The organism is Brevinematales bacterium, from assembly GCA_026415355.1.
Lineage (GTDB): Bacteria > Spirochaetota > Brevinematia > DTOW01 > DTOW01 > SKYB106.
On the sequence record JAOAHF010000003.1, the window covers coordinates 91,153 to 113,922 of the forward strand.

Below are 22,770 nucleotides of genomic sequence, written 5' to 3' on the forward strand. Positions count from 1 at the left end.
TTTAGAATTGTTTTCAAACTTTTTGACATAAGAAGTGTGAAAATCAAATTTCTAACAATAACAATATATCTTAGCTAGATGTTAGTAGATTTCCTACAACGTTAAGACCTAATAACTTTTAGCTAGAAGTTTATATTATACTCCAGTAGTTATTTATATATCTATAGAAGTTATAAAACACTGTTTCAACTACAGTAGATATGTTTGGTTTAATTATATTTTCTTCTGATGTACATATTAACTCTTCGATCACGTTATAAATTACTGAGGGCAAAGTATCTGTATTATATCCACCTTCAAGTATAAACACTATCCTACCATTACTAGAAGATTTGACTAGTACATTTGAAATATGTCTAAAACCAGTTTCTGTTAACGTCATACCACCAAGAGGATCTGAATAATGTGCATCAAATCCCGCAGAAACTATAATAAACTCAGGTTCAAATTTATTTAGTATCCTAGATATTATGTTTGTATAGATGTACGCATAATCGTTATCACCAGTTCCCTCAGGAAGTGGTATATTCACAGTAAATCCTATACCCTCGCTTTTACCTATTTGGTTATAAAAGCCTGTTCCTGGATAGAAGGGATATCGATGAGTTGAAATGTATAAAACTTTGTCGGATTCGTAAAATATGTCTTGAGTTCCATTACCATGATGAACATCAAAATCAACTATAGCAACTCTCGAAAGATTGTAGTTTTTTATTAGAAATTCTGCACATATACTCGCATTATTGAATATACAGAAACCCATAGCTTTATCTCGTGTTGCATGGTGTCCTGGAGGTCTAGATAAAACGAAAGCGTTATTTAATCTACCTTCAACAACCTCCATTACTGCCTTAATTCCTAAACTTACCGAAAGTATGGCTACATCTACACTGTTCCTACCCAAGACTGTGTCTGGATCCAAAAACACTTCAGAACTTATATTTTTATATCTTAGGATAAAATTAACATACTCTTTCTTATGAACTAGTTCGAGTACTTCTTCAGAAATCATATCATCAGAAGTTATAAATTGCACTCTACCTGCCAATAAGTTTCTCAATTTAAGATAAGTTTTTCTAGTTCTATCCGGAGATTCAATATGTGATATGTTTTCTAAGTGTTTTTCAAGAAATTCGTTATAGAATAAACCAGTTTTGTTCACTGGAATTATTTTTGACATGGTATCAGTGTAAAACACAATGTTATACTCTATCAACAAAAAACTGAAGCTTTATCAAAAGCTTTGTATTTTTTGCAAAATAATACTCTGAACACCTATAAAAAACTTTCTTAAAATCTCTACTACCTACTCAACCGACACTGCATTATTAGCTATGACTATGATTTGTAGATAACTTATCTCCTCTACATACTACTATACTTTTCTAAAAATTCTCATACGATAAATCCCTTCAATATTCCAATCTCTATACCTAACATTAAATATCTGCTTATTCAGATTGCTTTCCATCTCTCTACACCAACATTACTTATATTAGCTCCTATTAGAACTTCTCTCCAATCATACTCAACATCTTAAATACCCCAAAAGATAACTCAATTTCTTACAATACAATAAACTCCTACCTTATTTCACAACCACTTAACAGCATCATGTTAACATTGGAATACTATTACATATCTTTCTTGTACATATTACTAAAGTCTGAAACATATATCCATCTCTTATTTCTTAACACACCAACGTATTTTTGATATTTTCTATTACTTTCCATTCTAATAACTAGTACACCTTCTCTAAGAGTCTCTCCATCAAATGACTTTATCATAGTACTACTCAAAATTCCAACTTCAAACATATCCAATGCTTTCACAAACTCTCCCATCAGCTTATCTAATTTTTTCTCTAACTAATTTCTATAGTACCTTACAAACTTCAGTTATTCCAGAAGGAAATCTAAAGACAACAGACTTACCCGGACTTCTTAACAATTACAAATATACTTAAATAATCGAGTATGTCTGTACATTTACGTACTACCTTAAAGGCTATCTTGCTGCTGGAATAGATATCTCTTGATTTTTCTTGTAGATGTTTTCGGTAATTCCTCCGTTAGTATTTTATACGATTTTATCTTTTTGTAGTCTGGAAGGCTTGAGTTAACATCTTTTACTATATTATCTATTATTTTTTCGATTTCTTCATAGGATATCTTACTAACAGGTGTTTCTCTCACAAATTCTATATAGTTGAAATCCGGAACTATATAAGCGAATACCTCCTCTCCTATTGCCTCATCTTTATTTATCTTCTTTCCAACAACCAAACTTTCAAGTATATACGGAGATTCATTAAGTTTTTCTTCTATTTCTTCCGGATATACATTCTTACCGCCATGTGTTACTATAACATTCTTTATTCTACCAGTTATATATACATACCCTTCTTCATCTATGTATCCTAAATCTCCTGTCCTTAAATACCCGTTTACAAGTGTTTCTTTAGTTGCTTCAGGATTCTTGTAATAACCTGCCATTACATTAGGTCCTTTTATAAGGATTTCTCCATTACCATCTTGATTTGGTGAATCAATAACTATTTCAACCCCCGGTAAGGGTTTACCTACTGACTTATTTTTAGGTTTCTCATAAGGATTAAGCGTAGCAACGGGAGCACATTCTGTAAGTCCATATCCTTGTAATATATTAAATCCCATTAACTCCATAAGGTTTGCTACTCTTTCTGGTAATGGTGCAGCACCCGATATAAACAACTCTATCGATGATAAACCTGCTTTCTTCCTAACTATTGAAAGCAACCTTTTACTTATCTTATTACTATTTGTTACAGTCTTTGAAACAGTAGCAAAGAAAAACAAAGTTTTAACAAAAGTCTTCAAAACCAATCCCGATTTATCTATTTTTCTCAATATACCATCAGCTATCTTCTCAAGGAAAAGGGGTACAACTAACATTTTGTTTATTTTTTGTCTCGATACTATATCTAGAACAATCCTAGGATTAAGGGAAGGAGAATAAACTATTGAAACTCCTCCGTGCAGAGCCGTATAAAGTCCTGCTGTTGACTCATAAGTATGATTAAGCGGTAGTATCGAAAGTAGTTTATCTTTTGGGCTAATTCTAGCCAAAGGAGGCATAACACTAACCTCGAACATTATGTTTCTATGTGTCAACATAACACCTTTGGATAACCCAGTAGTACCAGATGTATAAACTATTTCAAAAAGATCATCTGGTGAAACTTCATTATATTTTTTAATCTCCTTATCTCCGTATTCTTCTACTATACTACCTAATGAAATAATTTTCTTCCTTTTTGGAGTACCATCTATAAGTATGACTTCATAATCTTCAAGATTAACTTCTTCTTCAACATAAGAATACATTTTTTGAGATACAATCAACACTTTACTTTCCGAATGTTCTAATATCATCTTTATTTCGTTAGGAGACATCCTAACATCAACAGGTACCAAAACAAAACCGTTATACACAACTCCTAAAGCACATAATCCCCATTCCGCTCTATTTTCAGATATTAGAGCAACTTTATCACCCTTCTTCAATTTAAGAACATTTGTCAAATAGTAAGATATAGCCTTTGCATAAAGTTTTATATCCGAATACGTATACCATATATATTCCTCAAGGTTATCTTCAGAAACTGGCATACCAAGAGCTCTTTTATCTTGATACCTTTCAGATATGTAATCAACAAATTCTCTAGCATTTAAAAATTTTATATCCGGCTCAACATTACTTATACTCATACCTAACCTCCTTAACACATGAGATTTTAAAAATCTTCTATTTAAGTATCAAGATTGAAACAACTGAAGTTTGTAGTAGAGTTTGGTAAGAATTAAAGTGGGAAAACTTCCTTTTACTAGGTAAAAGGAAGGCAAAAGGAGAGAAATATGAGTAATAGAAAAACTATAAATCACTTTATCAAAAACTTCCTATTTAACTTTTCACATAAGATCTGGAAGAAGATAACAGAATTTCTTCTTTCAATCGTCTTTATAGGAATTTGATGATATCTAAGTGTATTTTTCAACAGCAGGAAGGGAAAGGTATGAGTTTGTGAGGGATTTGTTAGAGGTATTGGATGTTAAGATCATATAAAGGGTTGTTGTTAAGTGTTTTGATGATGATAGTAGGCATCTAGATGGATATATATACACTTCACTACTGGGTATAAAGAAAGAGCCTTAGTGTTTGCGGTATTTTAACATTGCCAAAGATACTCTTGTGAGGATATAGGAAGCGAGCTTATTGTGAATGAGAGGGAATTGAGTTGTCTTGAGGGTTTAAGTGATTAGATAAGGCAGACGTGGAGTATCTTGATCTCTTTGAAAATAAATCTTCTCTATAATATTCCTAAACCTAAAATTTAGCTTAACTTTTTATTGATTCTTTATAATAGTGTTTATCGAGATAGTTCATTATAGCTATTACTGCAGCAGGTGTTATACCAGAAATTCTAGAAGCTTGGTAGAGATTATAAGGTCTAAACTTTGACAACTTCTCTATAACTTCTCTCGAAAGAGACTTTACCTTACTGTAATCGAAATCTTCAGGTATTCTGACATTTTCTAACTTCGACAACTTTCTCACAGATCTAATTTCCCTCTGAATGTAACCTTTGTATTTAACTTCTATCTGTATATACTCTATGATATCATCTGGAAGATTATATGGTACATTATCAGAAAACTCGTACAAATACTCCCACTTAAATCCATTTTTAAGCAACATTTCTTCTAGAGTTGTAGGTTTAGTAATAGGTTGAAGACCTAACTCTACAAGTTTTTGGTTATTTTCCTTAGAAGGTGTTATATGTTCAGTTGAAAGCACATGTAAAACTGATCTTATCATGTTATACTTATACTCAATATTCTCCCACATAAATCTTGGTAATAATCCAACTTGATATCCTATTCTTGAAAGCCTAAAAACAGCATTATCTTCTCTTAGAAGAAGTCTATACTCTGCTCTTGATGTAAACATCCTGTATGGTTCATTCGTACCTTTAGTAGTAAGGTCATCAATAAGTACACCTATATAACTTTCTGTTCTACTCAAGACTATTGGAGACTTTCCCATAACTTTGAGTGCCGAATTTATACCTGCAACTATACCTTGTGATGCTGCTTCTTCGTAACCTGTTGTACCATTTATTTGTCCTGCTAAAAACAAATTCTCAACTAATTTAGTTTCAAGAGTTGGGTATAACTGAGTTGGATCTACATAATCATGCTCAACAGCATAACCATATCTAGTTATTCTAACATTCTCGAGTCCTCTTATACTTCTCACAAAGCTAAGTTGAGTTTCGTAAGACAAACTAGTTGATATACCATTTGGATACCATTCATCAAACATCAAGCTTTCTGGTTCTATAAAGACATGGTGCCTATCCCTCTGGGAAAACTTAACTATTTTATCCTCTATGGAAGGACAATATCTTACTCCTGTACCCTTTATCATGCCACTGTATAGCGGTGATGTATGAAGATTACTTAATATAATGTTATGAGTTGTCTCATTTGTATATGTTATATATACTTCTCTCTGTGGTTGTATTGGAAATCTTCTTCTATCAGTCCATATGGAGAACGGTTTAAAATTATAGTCAGTTTTTTGAACTTCCATAACTGAAAAATCTATTGTCTTACCATCCAATCTAGGTGGAGTACCTGTTTTAAATCTACCGACGTTAAAGCCTAGAGATATAAACTGTTCGGATAATTCGCTAACAGGATTTTCACCCATTCTACCACCAGGAGTTGTAGCTTTACCCACAAAAAGTATTCCTCTCATAAAAGTCCCAGGCGTAATTACAACTGCTTTAGCATATATACGTTCACCGAATATAGTTTCTATACCTACTACCTTTCTACCTTCTACTAAGAGTCTTTTGACACTACCTTGTTTTACAACTAAGTTAGACTGAGAAAACACAACACGTCTCATATAATCTCTATACTGGTACTTATCGATCTGTGCACGGGATGCTTTAACAGCAGGACCTCTTGAGTCATTAAGTATCCTAAACTGAATTCCTGTCTGGTCGGAAGCTTTTCCCATCTCACCACCTAGAGCATCAATCTCCCTAACTAAGTGTCCCTTAGCAGTTCCACCTATAGAAGGGTTACAAGACATCTGTCCTATTGTATCTATATTTAGAGTCAGAAGCAATGTAGGCACACCCATCCTTGCACTTGCTAAGGATGCTTCTATACCAGCATGCCCACCACCAACAACTATTACTCCATATTCTTCTTTTATCATAACACTAAACCTATCTTAAAAGAGTATAGGCTACCAATTTAGTAATATTATATTACTTTTCAAAGAGATATGTCAAAATATCTTTTTAAGAAAACTTATTTTTCGTATAGCATTTTAAATCAGAATATTATCTGAGTAGCTTCAAATTTACCTAAAAACAGTCAAGTAAGACAATTTATAAAACAACAAAACCGATATCTATCAAAAAAATATTTTAACCTTTAATATCTTTATTGTACCAAACAGAAAATAAATAACATTTTAATCTAGGGACATGAAAATCTTGAATCTTCAGAATGCTACTACATATTATTATCCATCACAAAGCTAATTTTTAACTTGACTAGACAAATTCGCAATACTTATAATAAGTATATAAGTTGTTCCCCGGTAGCTCAGTCGGCAGAGCAGGTGGCTGTTAACCACCGGGTCGGGGGTTCGAGTCCCTCCCGGGGAGCATAAGCAATTCAAGTGTTTTTGAGCTTCTCCTTGATTTAGCTTTCCAAGTTAGTTACTTTGTTTCTTAGAGTTGTTAACTTTATACCCTAACAGTTAGGATATTCTAGGTGGCAAAATTATTGAGTTCTTCCTAATGTAAAAATACTATTTTATCTTTTCTAATAGATTTTTAAGCATCTTCATTTCATACTCTTCAATTACAAGCTCGTTGCCTAAGGGTAGAGAAAGAGCTTTTTCAATAATTTGTCTTGCTTTCGATTTATCACCTCTGTTTATCAAAAACTCGGCATAGTTTCTATATGCTGATTTATTTTCATATTTTATTGCATTTTCAAAGTCACTTATTGCTTTATTTACATCACCTATGCTCATAGGCCAACCTGGTGCTTTTGAATAAACATTTGCTCTAACCATATATGCCGAACCATCTCGGTAAGAAGGATTTTTCTTTATAACCTTAGTCATAAGATCAACTATTGGCCCCGCTAGAAACAAACTATTCATAACACCCTTTTCCTGAGCATAAGATCCGTAAGCAACTCCTAAAAAATAGTTAGCTTCAATACTCTCTGGATTTAGTTTAACTGCAATCTCTCCAGCATCTTTAGCTTCCTCAAATACCATTTCTCTTTCTTTTTTGTCTTTCAAAAAATAGAATCCATAAAACCTAGCATAAGCACAAAATTTCCAAGCAATTTCATAGTTATTCTTGTTTTTCGTAAAGAGGTCTTTGTAATGTTCATAAGCTTTTTTAGCATCACTTTCACTCTTTATGTCCTTAAATAAATCAGCACTCGCATACAAGCTAGAAAAAAGTACTAGAATCCAAATAATTACGAAAATACGCATAATCAAACCTCCCATTGTCCAAATTTTAACATATTCCAATACCATCTTCAAGGAACTGAATTATGTAAAATAAATTACAAGAAATTTCTATCTACTCAATTAATATCTTCTGGAATAATATCTTTTGCTTCTCTAATTATCTCATCTAATGCTGCAAAATAATCTTTTTGGCCCTTTTCTACTTTATCCATTATCGCTTCTAAACTTCTTGTCCTATCTTCAGAGATAAAATCACTGTATCTGCTTTTAAGTACTTCATAAACTTTAAAACCCTTACTCATAGGTATAAGTCTGTTGTTCTTCGAGATAATATAACCTCTCTTAAGTAGCGTTGATATTATCTTTGAATATGTAGAAGGCCTACCTATACCCTTATCTTTCATCATCTGAATTATATCACCTTCCGAAAATAAACTTACCTTTGGTTTCTTAACAGATTTAACATTCTTTATTTTCAATGAATTAGGCAATGGCTCATCTATCTGAAAATACCCCATCATATTCCACCCATTATCCACTACCTCAACATTCCTATTAACTTTTAGTTCAATATCACTTACTAATATAGAATATGTTACATTTTTTACAACAACAGCTTTCATCTGGGATGATATAAACCTCTTGAAAATTAAGTCATATATCAGTACATGATGTCTTTTTATAGTTGAAGTTGATATAGCACCTTCCGTTGTTAACTGATACAAAGTCTGAGCATCAATTGATTTAGTAGGCCTAATACACTCATGAGTTCCTTCTTCTTCCCAACTTCTTGGTACATTTAGATTTTTAATATTTTTTATGGATAGGTATTCTTTTGCAACCTGTTGACCTACCAAAGAAACTTTCGTAGAATCTGTTCTGTGGTATGTAATCAAACCTTCTTCAAACAAATCCTGCAAAATATTCATAACCATATCAGAACTCATCTTATACAACCTATTTGCTTGTATGAGTATAGCATCAGTTGTAAACGGCGGTAGTGGTAGTATTTCTATCTCTTTTTCTTCGTCAATCTTTACACTCACTTCATCACCAACTTTTATATCTAACGTTTTTTTATTTCCTTCTACACTCAATACTATTTCTTCTGTAGTTTTGGAGTTACTCTCAGATAAATCTGTTGACAAAGTAATCTCAACAAAATTGGTTTTAGAATCATTATACTGCTTAAACCTCTCTATTATCCATCCCAAAACTGGAGATTGAACTCTACCCGCTGAAATATTATCATGATTAAGCTCATCTTTAAGAATACCACTTAACCCAAAACCTATTATCCTATCTTGAACTCTTCTCAATAGTTGAGACTCAACCAAATTTATATTTATCTCTTCAGGATTTTGAATACTTCTATTTATAGCATAGTATGTAACTTCGTTAAATCTCATTCTCCTAACTTTACCATTAAAGAATTTCAGATAGGGAACTAAAAAAGAGTAAATATCGTAACTTATCTTTTCACCCTCAGTGTCAGGATCAGAAGCTAACAAAACCTCATCAACTTCTTTAGCAAGTTCTATTAAAGATCTAACATCATCTATCCTGTCACTAAACTTATCATTACCACAATACACACATCTATTCTCACTACTTACAAACGTTTTCCTACATTTAGAACATCTCTTTATAGTATCATATACAGGTAAAGGAATCCCCTCCTTTATTCTTATACCATATATATCTTCGTTGTCCATCGTCAATTCAAACATGTGACCTTTAGACGCAGTTATAATGAAAGTTACACTTCCGGTTGTAGTTTCATAACAACTCAATCCTTTTATGATTCTTTCTGTTGGATTACCTAGTAATCTTGAAATTGTTTTTGCTTTAGTAGGAGACTCAACAATTATCAAAACTGTTTTATTCAATTGTTTTATATTACTCTGCACGTTACCCTCAATCGCTAAACTAAGTTTCTCCCTATCTTCTTTCGCAACCTTTAAGTCCTCTAAAACTCTACTTTCTTCAAATTTAACCCATTCACTATCTTCAATCCATTTATACTTTCTGGATACTATCTCTAAAAGTTTATTATCTTTTTCAATTACAATAGATATCCCCTTAGTCATACCACCTATATAAAGTCTAGATGTTCTACCACTCGCTTGAAGGTAAGTATTCATATCTGGAATTACAATATAATTCCTACCATTGTAGCTCTGAAATAAAATATCTTGAGAGTTTTTAAGTATATCTATATATTCATCTTTTGACAACAAATCCCTAAGAAGTTCATTCACTTGATTTACAATAAACTCATATTTTGAGTTGTTTTTAAGCTTAGTTATAAGACTCTGTACTTTCTTCTTTTGTTTTTCATCCTTGATATAATCAATCAATTCAGCAAGAATCTTCATCACTGTATAACCCGATAAGTTTAAGTTATTAACGTCAACAACTACCTTAAATCTTGGTATTCCCAAAAAAACGGCATAAATAATTCTATCGGGTATATCTATACCTCTAACGAGTGTCCCGTAATATGTTGATACTCCTACTAGTATATTTATTTCCCCTTTTCTGAATTTTTTCAAAACTTCATCTCTTTTATTTGAAGAAATAACAGCACTTTTTAGGCTAGTTTTTGAATTTATAATTTCAGAAACTTTTTCAGCATACTCAACTCCATCTTCAGTAGTAACAAAAACTATTCCACCATCTCCCATGATACTTAACACTTTGATTAAATCTTGTTCATAATTTTCAGAAAAGATATAGTAATTGTTTATATTCCTTGTTATTTCAGTCTTACCCCCTATCTCAAAATCAAACAATTCTTTGAAAAGCTTAATTCTCACACCTTTTGGCTTAGCAGTCGCGCTAGATACTACAATTATACCTTTTTCCTTATTCTTTATACTCAATACTCTTTCTTGTAACTTATTATAATTATCCAGATAATTCTCGTATCTTTCCTTACCTCTAGAAACTGCTAGTAAAAACTTAAGCTTTATAACTTCCAATGTTACCTCAACATCTTCCTTTGACAAACCTGACAACATAATAACATATTCCACATTTTTCGACTTTTTAACCAAGGCATCAACATCATCAGCAAATATGAAATCAAATTTAATGTTTTCTCTAATAGTAAATAAATTTTTTATCATACTAGATGTTATAACTACTATATCGTAATCTTCCTTTTGTATAGCTTTCTTGAAGTTTTCTTTTTGTTTTCGAGTTATCTTTGAAGAATACATAACTATTCTAGGACTTACACCTATAGTACTTGATAGTCCCTGTAACTTTTCATAAACCTGATTGACTAAACTAGTTGTTGGCAGTATTATTACAGATTTTTTACCTTCGGAATACAGATTAAGAGATGTCATAATACCAAAAGTAGTTTTACCTACACCAGTTGGAGCAATCAGAGAGAAACTCCTTTTGAGAATAACTCTTTTCATCCAACTAATTTGAGTATTCCAAGGTTCTGAATTTACGGCTTTTTTGAAATTATTTATCCATTTTTCAAGAATATCCTTAACATACAGTATTTCACTAAGATTACCACTAACTCCTATCTGTCTAAATACTTTTTCAATATTTTCATCTAGTCCATTTTTATAGCATCTTTCACAAACACCTATGCTTATAAGTCTATCATCAGTTATCTCACTTCCACACGATACACAACCTCTCAAATAAATACTATGCGCTCTCATAAATTCAGGTAGTATTATACTAATACTATAGTTCTAGAATAAAGAAAAATATGTTTTCAATCTACACATCTAACAATCTAGCATAGTATGAAATTACCTACAATGGCATCGTTCAAATTTAACTAGCACTGAATCTCGTTATTTTACAGATTTTGTTTTTGGGATACTAATAGTTTTATCATATAGTTAGGGAGGAAGTATGGGTAAATGTATAGCAGTTGCTAATCAAAAAGGTGGAGTTGGCAAGACTACAACCGTTATAAACATATCCCATTATATCGCAAGTAGGGGATACAAGGTATTAGATATTGATATTGATCCGCAAGGTAATTTAGGCAGAGGACTTGGCATAGAGTTATCTCAAACTAGAAGAGGCACATATGAAGCCCTAATAAACCAAGAAGATCCTAATGACTTAGTCATACCTTCAAAATATGACAATCTATTCATATTACCCGCAAATATGCAGCTTGCTGGAGCTCAAGTTGAATTACTCGACCTTAATGATAAAGAACATAGGCTAAAAAACTTTATACTTGAAGTAAAGGATCACTTTGATTTTATCTTCATTGATACTCCTCCATCACTTGGTATCTTAACTATAAATGGATTAGTAGCTGCTGACAGTGTAATGATACCATTACAAGCAGAATTCTTTGCAATGGAAGGATTAGTACAACTTATGAAAACAATAAAATCCATTCAAAAATCTCTAAATACAAGTTTAGAGATAGAAGGAGTACTACTTACAATGTATGACATAAGAACAAAGTTATCAAAGGACGTAGCAGAACAAGCAAAAGATTATTTCAAAGATAAGGTATACAACACTTTTATACCTAGAAACGTGAGGCTTTCAGAAGCACCAAGCTATGGAAAGTCCATATTTGACTATGATCCAACCTGTCCAGGTGCAATTGCTTATCAAAAAGTTTCAGAAGAGATATTGATTAAATATAAACCTTAGGAGGAACAACATGAAAGAGAGAGGACTTGGTAAAGGTTTAAAATCTCTACTTGAAGATTTTGATTTAACAGAGAACTCAGGCGTCAAGAATGTTAGTATTACAAGTTTAAAACCAAACCCGAATCAACCTAGAAAAGTATTTAATGAGACAACTTTAAAAGAATTGGCTGATTCCATCAAAGAGAAAGGAATTTTACAACCAATAGTAGTTAGAGAAAAAGGCAATTACTATGAGATAATTGCTGGAGAAAGACGTTGGAGAGCAGCACAGATGGCAGGCCTTACAGAGGTACCTATAGTTATAAGGAACGATATAAGCGATGTTGAGAGTCTAGAATTAGCACTAATAGAAAATATTCAAAGAGAAGACCTTAATCCTATTGACTTAGCAAATGCATACAACGAACTAATTGAAAAATATAATTTATCTCAAGAAGAATTATCAAAAATAGTAGGAAAAAGCAGATCCGCAATTGCGAATACTTTGAGATTACTTAAACTTCCTAACAAAGTTAAAGAATATATTGTTCAAGGAATTCTATCAGAAGGGCATGGCAGAGCTTTATTATCGCTAGATAGCGAAAAAGAAATACTAGAATTAGCAAAAGAATGTATAGAGAAAAATCTATCAGTAAGAGAAGTTGAAGAAATTGTTAGTTTTCGCAAAAATGAAAAACTCTACAAAGAAACAACACAAATAGTTTCACATGAAACAAAAAAATCTTCTTTAAATAGAAGTACTGAAATAAAAAACATAGAAGAAGACTTAATCGAATCTTTAGGTACAAAAGTTTCTGTACTAGGAAACTTTGAAAAAGGGAAAATAATTATAAACTATTATTCCAGAGAGGATTTAGAAAGAATCTACGATATTATAGTAAACAAAAAACCATCATCACAGTACTAAAAAAATATGTTTCACATGAAACAATTTATTAAGCCCCATTTAAGAATAACACACTTAATTTAGGAGGGCACATGTCACTTAAAAGTAGAATTGAGTTCGAAAAAGCTAAAGCAAGAGCAAAACTAAATGAAATAATAATGAGTATATCTGTAGGAAGTGGTGAACTATTTTCTCTAGATGAAGTAAAACTTCTAACAAAATCTTATGCATATCGATATAAAGGAATACAAAGTATACCTCTGTCAAAAATAAAAGGAAGTGAAGGTAGATATAGAGACTTTGATAGAGAATTTTTACCTAAACACGAAGGAGTTAGAACTAAATGGGAAAATATGATGGACTTTCTGGATAAACAGCCTAAAATACCCCCAATAGTAGTCTATAAAATAGGAGATAATTATATCGTTAGAGATGGAAATCATAGAGTCTCAGTTGCAAAAGCTATGGGACTTGAATACATTGACGCAGAAGTAATAGAAATGGTAACAAAATTCAAAATAAAGGAACTATCAGAAAAAGAACTTCTACTCGCAGATGCATATAATATGTTTCTAGAAGAAACTCATTTTGATAAAGTATTTCCCAATATTACTATATCACTAACAAACCCTTGGGGTTACATAACTCTGATAGAACATATAAATACTTACAAATACTTCCTTGGAGAACGTTTGGGAAGAAACGTAAGCATTGAAGAAGCAGTTAAAGATTGGTATGAACACCTATTCTTAAAAGTAGTAGAACTAATAAAAAAGAAAAAAATACCTAAATACTTTCCTAAAAGAACCCCAGAAGATATATATATATGGATAATGGACCACTGGCATTATCTAAAAGAGAATACAAATAACCCGTTAATACCAATAGAAGAAGCTATTGAAAATTTCGAAAAGTTCCAAAAAGATTTCAATATCGGAAGAATAAAAAAAATGTTCATATCAATAGTTTTTGCACCTATAAAACTTCTTTATAAACTACTAAAATTTGTAATAAAAAAATTATTCTAGATTCCATGAAATCTCAATCAAATTCAAAATACATATACGTTAGAAATCTATTAAACTGTTATGATATTCTAATGAAATTACTTATAACCACGAGGTAAAATGCTTATTTCAAAAAATTCTATCACTACATCCACAAGCATCTCAATACAATCTATTATGTTACAAAGATCAAATACCATCGATAGACTTTAACTTAATAGAAAATCCCTAACCACACAACCCATATTTACAATACAGAGGTTAATAAACCAAATGATTAGCTTCAATCATTCAATATATTCTAGATAAATTAATTTTAAGTTTCTGTGATACAAGAAACATACTGAACAAAACATACATAGTAAATAATCAAAATTAAAACACAAAACAAACTAACAATATTATAGTCATAAAAATTTTTTTCAGACTTATATTCATGCAATTACTTAAAAACTAATTATTATCAAAAACTATTAGGTACCACTATAATTACATTTAACATTACAAACTTAAATTAACTCGAAACAATCAATCCTCATAAATACCTAATTCAATTGAACAAAAAACATTCCAAACTTAGATGTAATATAATCACATACTAACCCTATACAGTATATTGTTTTAATCATCTAATAGAAAAATATTAACCAGAATACTTTCATCTTATTGATTCCAAATATTCTTCGGGTTTGTATTAAGTTTGAGCAGTACTAAACTATCAACAAAACTTTTTCAAAATTGTATTGAATTTAAAAATCCTTAGATAAATAATTTTATCATGAGTTTCAAGTTGCCAATATATGAAACCGAAACTTAAAATAAGTCCTGGAGGCATTATATGCTAGTGGTAAGAAGTCTTCTTGTGGTACTATCTATTGTTTTCTTAGTTAGTTACATATATCCTTTCGGTTTTAGCGAGGTTGGTAGAAGAACTGTAAATTTACAAACAATACTTATATCAGATTTTGGGGATGAATACGACAAAGCAAACGATCTATTATGGTCTGCAAACTATTCATATTTCGCTCCAAAAATAAAAGATCCTCAAACTGGAGAAGAAGTAATCGATAAAGCATATTGTGACTTTAAGTATTTTCCAGGTCATCCATCTGGATTACTTGAGTCAATAATGGCTAAACAAACAAATGTCTTTGGCATAAAAGCAGCATATTTAAGGAAAGGATTTAACTGGATAGAGGTAACTCCTAACAAACCCATAGATTTTGTAGGAGTTGCAAAAACCATTGATTTCTGGGTTTGGGGTGGAAACTACAATTGGGTAATGGATATATACGTAAAAGACTACAAAGGATACACTTATAGAATAGAGGCCGGAAGTATAAAACACATAGGTTGGAAAAATTTCTTAGTAACTATACCCGTATATATACCTCAGTACGAACCTTACGTTCCATTCTCAAGACCACTGAAACTAATAAAAATTAGACTTACATCAGCACCAACAGAAAGAGCAGATAAATTTTATGTCTATTTCGATTATCTACAACTGCAAACAGACGTATATATGGAGAGATTTGATGGAGATGATCTTGGTAAAATTGCTTGGTAAAACAATAATTTTTCCGATTATTTAGAGGGGTGATATTATGAAAAATATATACTTTATAGTGTTTGTGTTGGCAATATTGTCAGTTGGTGTAGCAGTAGCTCAGCAAGCTCAGACAAACCAACCGCAAAATACTCAAAATCAAGAAACATCTGAATACTTAAAAGGCTTTAGGATACTTGGCGAACCTACAGAAGCAGAAATAAAAGACACCGCGAAACAGATGATACAACCCGTGTTAGTCGAAGATTTTGAAGTGCCTGGTGACTGGGAAGTCAAAATGTCAAGAGATTATGGAGTAGTATCATTCATGACAAGAGATGGATTTCCAAAAGCTCTTGCAGACATGAAAGATAAAAACAGTAAGGTTTTAGGAGTAAAAGTTAACTTCTTCAAAAGAGGACCTGCTGAAATACTTGTAAAACCCGTAAGACAGATAAAAATTCCTGGAATAACCAAAAAAATAAAGTTATGGGTAGTAGGTAGAAATTACACTCACACATTAAAGATTGTAGTTAAAGACTATCTAGAAAGAGAAAAAGAAATAACCATAGGTAAACTAAATTTCTCTGGATGGAAATTATTAGAAGTCAACATTCCCGATTTTATTGAGCAAGAAAACTATAAAGTTTCAGAAGAGAGGGGATTAGCTTTAACAGGTATAAAAATAGTATGTGACATGACAGATATAGTACCTGGAAGACCTTTCTATATCTACTTCGACTACCTGACCGCAGAAACAGACTTGTTTGTTGAGAAGTTCAGAGAAGTTGATGATATGGTTGACTTGTGGTAACTCTATATACTGCAAGAGTAAGTATAATCTACTGTATTTAAATCTTTGATTTTTTTATCATACCCACATAATGGGCATTTGGGATTTTTGTTGATAGAAAACTTGCTGAATTCTGCGAATAATGCATCGTAAACTAATAATTTACCAATAAGGGGCTCTCCTATGCCAGTTATTAGCTTTATTGTCTCAGTTGCTTGGATGGTACCTATTACTCCTACTACGGATCCCAAAACTCCTACTTCTTTACAGCTAGGAGCAAATCCTGGCGGCGGAGCCTCCTCGTATATACATCTATAACAAGGATTTGAATCACCTGGAACAAAAGCAGTAACTTGTCCTTCAAACCTTAAAACTGCACCGTGAACTAAAGGTTTTCCCAAAAGATAACAAGCATCGTTTATTAAAAATCTAGTCTGAAAATTATCACTTCCATCAACAACCATATCATAATCTTTTATTATATCCATAGCATTCGTTTTATCTATAAATGTTTTGTATAACACAACTTCTACATCAGGATTGAGTTTTTGAACTCTATCTTTTGCGGATTCTCCTTTATGCATTCCTAAGCGAGTAGAATCGTGCAAAATTTGTCTTTGAAGATTTGAAATATCAACAACATCATTCTCAACTATTCCCAATCTACCAACTCCAGCAGCAGAAAGATAATAAATTAGCGCAGATCCTAATCCACCTGCGCCTACAACCAAAACTTTCGAATTAAGTATCTTTTTCTGACCTTCAGCACCTATTTCATTCAATATTATATGTCTTGCATACCTCATCACCTGCTCATCACTAAAATACATAACTTAACCCCCTAAATTACTCTATGAGTAATTAAGATAAAAAATACATACCTAATAGTCAAATGTATTTGAAACGATACTTCCAAAATCTCTCTTAAATAAGATAAGAGCAAAGATGCTACAATCAATAAAACTCTACCAGTAATTTCCATTACCTGGATTTTGTGTTAAAATACACAAATATTTTATACTTCTGAGAAGAGGATAAGAGTTCTATGATAAGAAGAATTGTTAGGCTATTCTTACCTAACATAACCCTAAAAAGCTTCATAAGATTTGCTATTTTGTCATTTGTGCTTTTTAGTATATTCTCTTCAGTTTTTTTCGCAATACTTATAGTATCATTATATGATCCCACCAATATTAAGAACTTAAAATATTTGGCTATACCAGAACCGATGAAAATTTACGATCAGAATGGGAAATTAGTATCAGAGCTTTTCGTCGAAAGAAGAATACCAGTCTCATATAATCAAATTTCAAAAAATATTATAAACTCTTTTGTTGCAGTAGAAGATGAAGACTTTTTTTATCATAAAGGAATAAGTATTCAAAGAATAATAAAAGCCCTGATAAAGAATATTATGTCAGGTAGGATAAGAGAAGGAGCAAGTACTATAACACAGCAACTTGCAAAAAGAATCTATACATCAGGAGAAAGAAACATATTTAGAAAGATAATAGAAATGTGGTATGCACTCCAAATAGAAAAAGAATACTCAAAACAAGAAATAATGGAAATATACTTAAACCAGATATACTTCGGATACGGAGCGTACGGGGTTGAAATGGCATCTAGAATCTACTTTGACAAAACTTCAAAAGAGTTGAATGTAGGAGAAGCAGCGTTATTAGCTGCAATTCCAAAAGGCCCACATATATATTCTCCATTCGTAAATATAGCAAATGCTCAAAAGAGACAGTACTTAGTCCTCAAAAGAATGGCTTCACTGGGATTCATATCCGAAAATAGCGTAGATAAAATTTATACAGAATTTTGGAGTAATTATCTACCAAAGGTAGAAAAACTAAAATCAAGAGTAGCAGATAACAGACAAATTGCACCATTTTTTACAGAATATGTTAGACAGGTAGTAGCAGGAATGTTTGGAGATGAAGCAGTATACAAATCCGGTTATAGAGTCTACACAACCTTAGATATAGATAAACAAGTAATAGCAGAAAAGTATGTACTAAAATACAGAGAAATAGCTCAAAAAACGTATGAAGAGATAACTTCACAAGCAATAAAAGCAAACCAAGGATTTGTCGATCTGTTGTGGAGCATTTCAGAAATTATACCTATACTCAAAGTAAAGACATCAAGTAGATTAATAGAAACAAAGAAAAACCTAAAGGATCTCTATTATCTCACAGTCTTGGTATCAGAAGCAATAGGAGCAGAGAAAATAAGAGCAAACTCTTACGAGTTATTCCTTGGTATCTCAGAAACAAAGGTAAAAGAAAATAGAATAGAATGTGCTCTTGTAAGTATAAACTCCAAAAATGGATATGTTGAAGCAATGGTCGGTGGTAGTGAATTCTCACCACTTAATAGATTCAACAGAGCAATACAAGCTAAAAGACAATTAGGATCAACTTTTAAACCATTTCTATATGCCTCAGGAATAGATGCAAGGCTAATAACTTCCGCAACAACCTTCGTTGATGAACCTATAGAATATAGATTTGCGGGTAGAGTTTGGTCTCCAAAAAATTACGAAGGTAATTATATGGGACAAGTCACACTCAGAGATGCATTGAGACTATCTCTTAATATAGTCAGTGTAAAAGTTCTAGACAAAATAGGACTTGGAATACTAAGAAATTATACAAAAAAATTTTTTAATCTATCAGATGAAGAAACAACAAAATTCGTTAGTAGTATGGCTTCAGCGTTAGGTATAATTGAAGTATCACCACTTGATTTAGCAGTTGCTACTACAGTGTTTCCTAGAGGTGGAACAAGAGTTGAACCTGTAATGATACTACGAATAGAAGATAAATACGGCAGAATAATAAAGGATATGTCAAAAGATACTAAGGTTAACAATATACAAGTTATATCTCCTCAAACAGCTTTCATCGTAACCTCTATGATGAGAGATGCAGTTAATAAGGGTACAGGTGCTTCAATAAGAAGTGTGGGATTCTATGGGGATGTTGCTGGGAAGACAGGTACTACTTCTTACTGGAGAGATGCTTGGTTTGTCGGATTTACAGGAGATGGACTTGTAACCTCAATATGGTATGGATTCGATAAATCTACAATTTCTATGGGAAGAGGAATGGTTGGAGGAAGACTAGCAGCTCCCGCTTTTGGAGAATACATGAGAGATGTTTATAAAAACAAGTACCTACCAAACATAGACATACCCTATACATCAGGCATAGTGTCAATTGAAATATGTGAAGATTCTGGAAAACTACCGACTCCTCTATGCCAGAAAACCAGATACGAATATTTTATTACAGGAACAGAACCAACTGAAAAATGCGATATACACACCAAAGAATATTCTAAGCACAAAGACGAAATATTCGAATTTACTAAAACCAAAGAAGAAAAGGATACATTCAAAAATGATTTCGAAGAATTCAACGATGATTACTTAAAGTTTTAGAACTTTTCGTAAAGCATAACAAGAAGGGCTTTCTGAGTATGAAGTCTATTCTCTGCTTGATCAAAAACAACTGAGTATGACGAATCAATAACTTCATCAGTAACCTCTTTACCCCTTTTAGCAGGAAGGCAATGCATAAATATTGCATTTTTACCTGTTAAAGACATAATTTCACTATTAACTTGGTAAGGTAACATTACTCTCTCTCTACTCTCCTTTTCATTTTCAAATCCCATACTAACCCACACATCAGTATAGACGACATCCGCATTCAAAACCGCTTTTTTTGGATCTAGCTCAAAGTAAAATTTAGTCTTACTACCAGAATACTTATATACATCCTCTTGTATTTTGCTATCGAAAAACTCAGCAGGACCTGAAAAAACCAATTCTCTTGTTCCCAATTTTGACAAGGTAATAAACAATGATCTTGCTACATTGTTAAAATCACCTAAATAGACAACTTTCAAATCAAAACTTCTAAACCGTTCATAAATAGTAAAAGTATCAGCTAGTGCCTGACAAGGATGTTCGTAGTTTGTTAAAGCGTTTATCACAGGATAATCAAAATATTTTGCTAGCATCTCAACTTTTGATTGTTCATAAGTTCTTATCACTATTCCATGTGAATATCTAGATAATGTTCTTGCAGTATCTTCTATGGTTTCACCTCTTCCAAGTTGTAATTCCGAAGAATTTATAGTAAGCGGTATACCTCCTAACTCAGATATACCAACAAAAAATGAAATTTTTGTCCTTGTTGAAGGTTTATCAAATATCATTAAAATATTTTTTCCTTTTAGATAATTTCTATAAAGGTATCTGTTTTTTTTTAACTTAGTTGATAGAGCAAAGAGATTTAGGATTTCATCTCTTTCTATGTCCTTTGAAGATAAGAGATCTTTGTTCATAAGGTAAATTTTCGGAAGATGAAAAAATAAAAAAAGCGGGGTTGACGGGACTTGAACCCGCGACCTCCGGTGTGACAGACCGGCGCTCTGACCAGGCTGAGCTACAACCCCAAACCATTAGGTATAATTATATTTTGTATAATACAGTTATATTATTTCAAATAAATTTCAATTTAACACAATAAAACCCAAAAATTTCAGAGTATTAGTATTCTGATAATTGTGGGAAATTTAAAAATTTTCTCATTAAAACTAATCAAATTTTTGTAAACGTTTAAAATAGAAAAAAAGTATCGCCATCATAGAAAATCAGAATATATGAGCAAAGCAAAAGTATTCTTTTCTGCTGGCGAGATATCTGGCGATATAAGTGCTAGTGAAATAATAGAAAAGTTAACAAAGATGGACATTGAGTGTATAGGAGTAGGTGGTAAAAGAATGGAACAGTCAGGAATGGTAAATATAACCAAAACCGATGAAAGCTTGAAAAGTTCCGTTGGCATTACAGAATCTCTTAGATATATATTGCCTAAACTAAGTTTACTTGTAAAAATCAAACGTTTCCTAAAAAACAATAAACCAGATTTGGTTATTCTCGTCGATAACCAGGGATTTAACATACCTTTAGCGAAAGTTTGTAAAAAACTAGGCATTGATGTTTTTTATTACTTCCCTCCTATGGTCTCAGTATGGGATGAGAATGTAAAGTATAAAATTGCTAAATATTGTGACAAGATAATTTGTACTTACAAGAAAGACTTTGAAATATACAAACAAGTTTCTAATAACGTATTTTACGTTGGTTCTCCTTTAGTTGATAGAATATCAAAAAATTACTCATCAAAGGAAAAGTACTTGAGATTTTTCAAAAATAATACTAAAAAAGTACTACTACTTTTCGGAAGTAGACATCAAGAAATAAATACACTAACAGAACCTATACTTGAGGCTGTTAAACTGGTAACATCGGGAAAAACTAACATTAATCCTTCAGAAATTGAATTCTATACGGTTCTATCGCATCCGAGTTTTGCTAGTAAAGTTAGCAAAACCATCGCAAAACTGGATTTAGTTGACAATATCAAAATATTTGAAAACATAAGAGATTATGCACTATACGACATATCCGATCTGGCAATAGCATCCTCCGGCACTACTACTCTAGAATTAGCAATACTAGGGAAACCTACTATCGTAGTATATAAGGTTTCAAAAATAACATTTGAAGTAGCCAAAAGACTTGTAAAAGTCAGATTTGTATCTTTACCTAACATAATACTCAGTGACCAAGTTTATCCAGAGTTACTACAAAGTGATGTCAACCCTATAACTATATCTAAAAAGATAGAAGAGCTTCTAACTAATAACACTCTAAGAAAGGAAATTATAAATAAATTAAACTTAATAAAAAACGAAGTTGAAGGAGGGGCTATTGACAAAGTTATAGATATCATATTAGCACACCTAGCCCCTTTAATTAAGGTTTAGCCTTTGTTTTTTAAAGAACTTGCTACTCAGTCATATCTTGTTGGAATATGCTGTTTCTGATGATACTGGTTTAAACAGCAATTTACCATCCTTGGTATCAATAAGGCCTCTTCTCATCTCCATAACTGTAAAGTATTTTGACTTAAGAACATCCTTAAGGTAGTTAAAACCTATCCAAGGATCAACATCGTCTCCACAAGTAAAAAGATCGACAGCCGCAAATTTGTGTTCAGGCCAGGTGTGAATAGCGAGATGCGATTCTGCTATTACTACAACTCCACTTACACCGTGTGGACTGAAGTGATGGAAAGTATCGTTAATAATCGTTGCTCCAGATAGTTCTGCCGCTCTAACCATGGCATTTCTTATTTCTTCAACACTGTCAAGAACATCAACATCGCAATCGTAATACTCAACCAGCAAATGCCTACCAAGAGAATTTACTTTTTCCATCTCTTCTTCT

At 32.1% G+C, this 22,770-nt stretch carries 16 protein-coding genes and 2 tRNA genes; 8 read left to right on the top strand and 10 right to left on the bottom strand.

Translation table 11 applies throughout. From position 1 onward, the window contains the following. Positions 1 to 130: 130 nt before the first annotated feature. The 4 genes from N2712_01850 to mnmG form a co-directional block, all read right to left on the bottom strand. Complete coding sequence (locus tag N2712_01850; GenBank protein MCX8028718.1) at positions 131 to 1,180, bottom strand: histone deacetylase; 1,050 nt, start codon at positions 1,178 to 1,180, stop codon at positions 131 to 133. A gap of 454 nt (positions 1,181 to 1,634) precedes the next feature. Then, entirely contained in the window at positions 1,635 to 1,847 is a 213-nt protein-coding gene (locus N2712_01855) for a hypothetical protein (protein ID MCX8028719.1), read from the bottom strand. 156 nt (positions 1,848 to 2,003) lie between these two features. Further along, positions 2,004 to 3,752, bottom strand: coding sequence for an AMP-binding protein (locus N2712_01860; GenBank protein MCX8028720.1), 1,749 nt, complete (start codon positions 3,750 to 3,752; stop codon positions 2,004 to 2,006). 628 nt (positions 3,753 to 4,380) lie between these two features. After that, entirely contained in the window at positions 4,381 to 6,276 is a 1,896-nt protein-coding gene (gene mnmG, locus N2712_01865; protein ID MCX8028721.1) for a tRNA uridine-5-carboxymethylaminomethyl(34) synthesis enzyme MnmG, read from the bottom strand. A 384-nt stretch (positions 6,277 to 6,660) separates the two neighbouring features. Here mnmG and N2712_01870 point away from each other — a divergent pair. Next, positions 6,661 to 6,733 (top strand) — tRNA-Asn (locus N2712_01870). A gap of 146 nt (positions 6,734 to 6,879) precedes the next feature. Here N2712_01870 and N2712_01875 read toward each other — a convergent pair. Together N2712_01875 and rgy are read right to left on the bottom strand one after the other, a co-directional pair. Continuing rightward, a complete protein-coding gene (locus tag N2712_01875; protein MCX8028722.1) occupies positions 6,880 to 7,584 on the bottom strand; it encodes a TRAP transporter TatT component family protein in 705 nt (234 codons plus the stop codon). 95 nt (positions 7,585 to 7,679) lie between these two features. After that, entirely contained in the window at positions 7,680 to 11,252 is a 3,573-nt protein-coding gene (gene rgy / locus N2712_01880; protein ID MCX8028723.1) for a reverse gyrase, read from the bottom strand. Positions 11,253 to 11,451: 199 nt separating this feature from the next. Here rgy and N2712_01885 point away from each other — a divergent pair, with 199 nt between their 5' ends. The 5 genes from N2712_01885 (at position 11,452) to N2712_01905 (ending at position 16,475) form a co-directional block, all read left to right on the top strand. Next, positions 11,452 to 12,219: an AAA family ATPase gene (locus N2712_01885; protein MCX8028724.1), complete on the top strand. Its 768-nt coding sequence runs from the start codon at positions 11,452 to 11,454 to the stop codon at positions 12,217 to 12,219. 10 nt (positions 12,220 to 12,229) lie between these two features. Further along, positions 12,230 to 13,126, top strand: coding sequence for a ParB/RepB/Spo0J family partition protein (locus N2712_01890; GenBank protein ID MCX8028725.1), 897 nt, complete (start codon positions 12,230 to 12,232; stop codon positions 13,124 to 13,126). A gap of 71 nt (positions 13,127 to 13,197) precedes the next feature. Beyond that, positions 13,198 to 14,133, top strand: a complete 936-nt coding sequence (locus N2712_01895; GenBank protein ID MCX8028726.1) for a hypothetical protein — start codon at positions 13,198 to 13,200, stop codon at positions 14,131 to 14,133. 817 nt (positions 14,134 to 14,950) lie between these two features. Continuing rightward, positions 14,951 to 15,682 carry a flagellar filament outer layer protein FlaA gene (locus N2712_01900; protein ID MCX8028727.1) on the top strand — a complete coding sequence of 244 codons (732 nt, stop codon included), beginning with the start codon at positions 14,951 to 14,953 and terminating at the stop codon, positions 15,680 to 15,682. Positions 15,683 to 15,719: 37 nt separating this feature from the next. Continuing rightward, positions 15,720 to 16,475 carry a flagellar filament outer layer protein FlaA gene (locus tag N2712_01905; GenBank protein ID MCX8028728.1) on the top strand — a complete coding sequence of 252 codons (756 nt, stop codon included), beginning with the start codon at positions 15,720 to 15,722 and terminating at the stop codon, positions 16,473 to 16,475. Positions 16,476 to 16,477: 2 nt separating this feature from the next. Here the strand turns inward: N2712_01905 and moeB are convergent, their stop codons facing one another. Then, positions 16,478 to 17,284: a molybdopterin-synthase adenylyltransferase MoeB gene (moeB, locus tag N2712_01910; GenBank protein MCX8028729.1), complete on the bottom strand. Its 807-nt coding sequence runs from the start codon at positions 17,282 to 17,284 to the stop codon at positions 16,478 to 16,480. 215 nt (positions 17,285 to 17,499) lie between these two features. Between moeB and N2712_01915 the strand changes: the two genes are divergently transcribed. Then, entirely contained in the window at positions 17,500 to 19,908 is a 2,409-nt protein-coding gene (locus N2712_01915; GenBank protein MCX8028730.1) for a PBP1A family penicillin-binding protein, read from the top strand. Here the strand turns inward: N2712_01915 and argF are convergent. Beyond that, complete coding sequence (argF, locus tag N2712_01920; protein ID MCX8028731.1) at positions 19,905 to 20,819, bottom strand: ornithine carbamoyltransferase; 915 nt, start codon at positions 20,817 to 20,819, stop codon at positions 19,905 to 19,907. The genes N2712_01915 and argF overlap by 4 nt on opposite strands. Before the next feature lie 36 nt (positions 20,820 to 20,855). Further along, positions 20,856 to 20,930, bottom strand: a tRNA-Asp gene (locus N2712_01925). 207 nt (positions 20,931 to 21,137) lie between these two features. On the opposite strand from N2712_01925, the gene lpxB reads away from it, so the two are divergent. Further along, complete coding sequence (gene lpxB, locus N2712_01930; GenBank protein MCX8028732.1) at positions 21,138 to 22,307, top strand: lipid-A-disaccharide synthase; 1,170 nt, start codon at positions 21,138 to 21,140, stop codon at positions 22,305 to 22,307. A gap of 30 nt (positions 22,308 to 22,337) precedes the next feature. Here the strand turns inward: lpxB and speD are convergent, their stop codons facing one another. Further along, positions 22,338 to 22,760 (bottom strand): adenosylmethionine decarboxylase, encoded by a 423-nt coding sequence (gene speD / locus N2712_01935; protein MCX8028733.1) that lies wholly within the window; start codon positions 22,758 to 22,760, stop codon positions 22,338 to 22,340. Positions 22,761 to 22,770 lie beyond the last annotated feature (10 nt).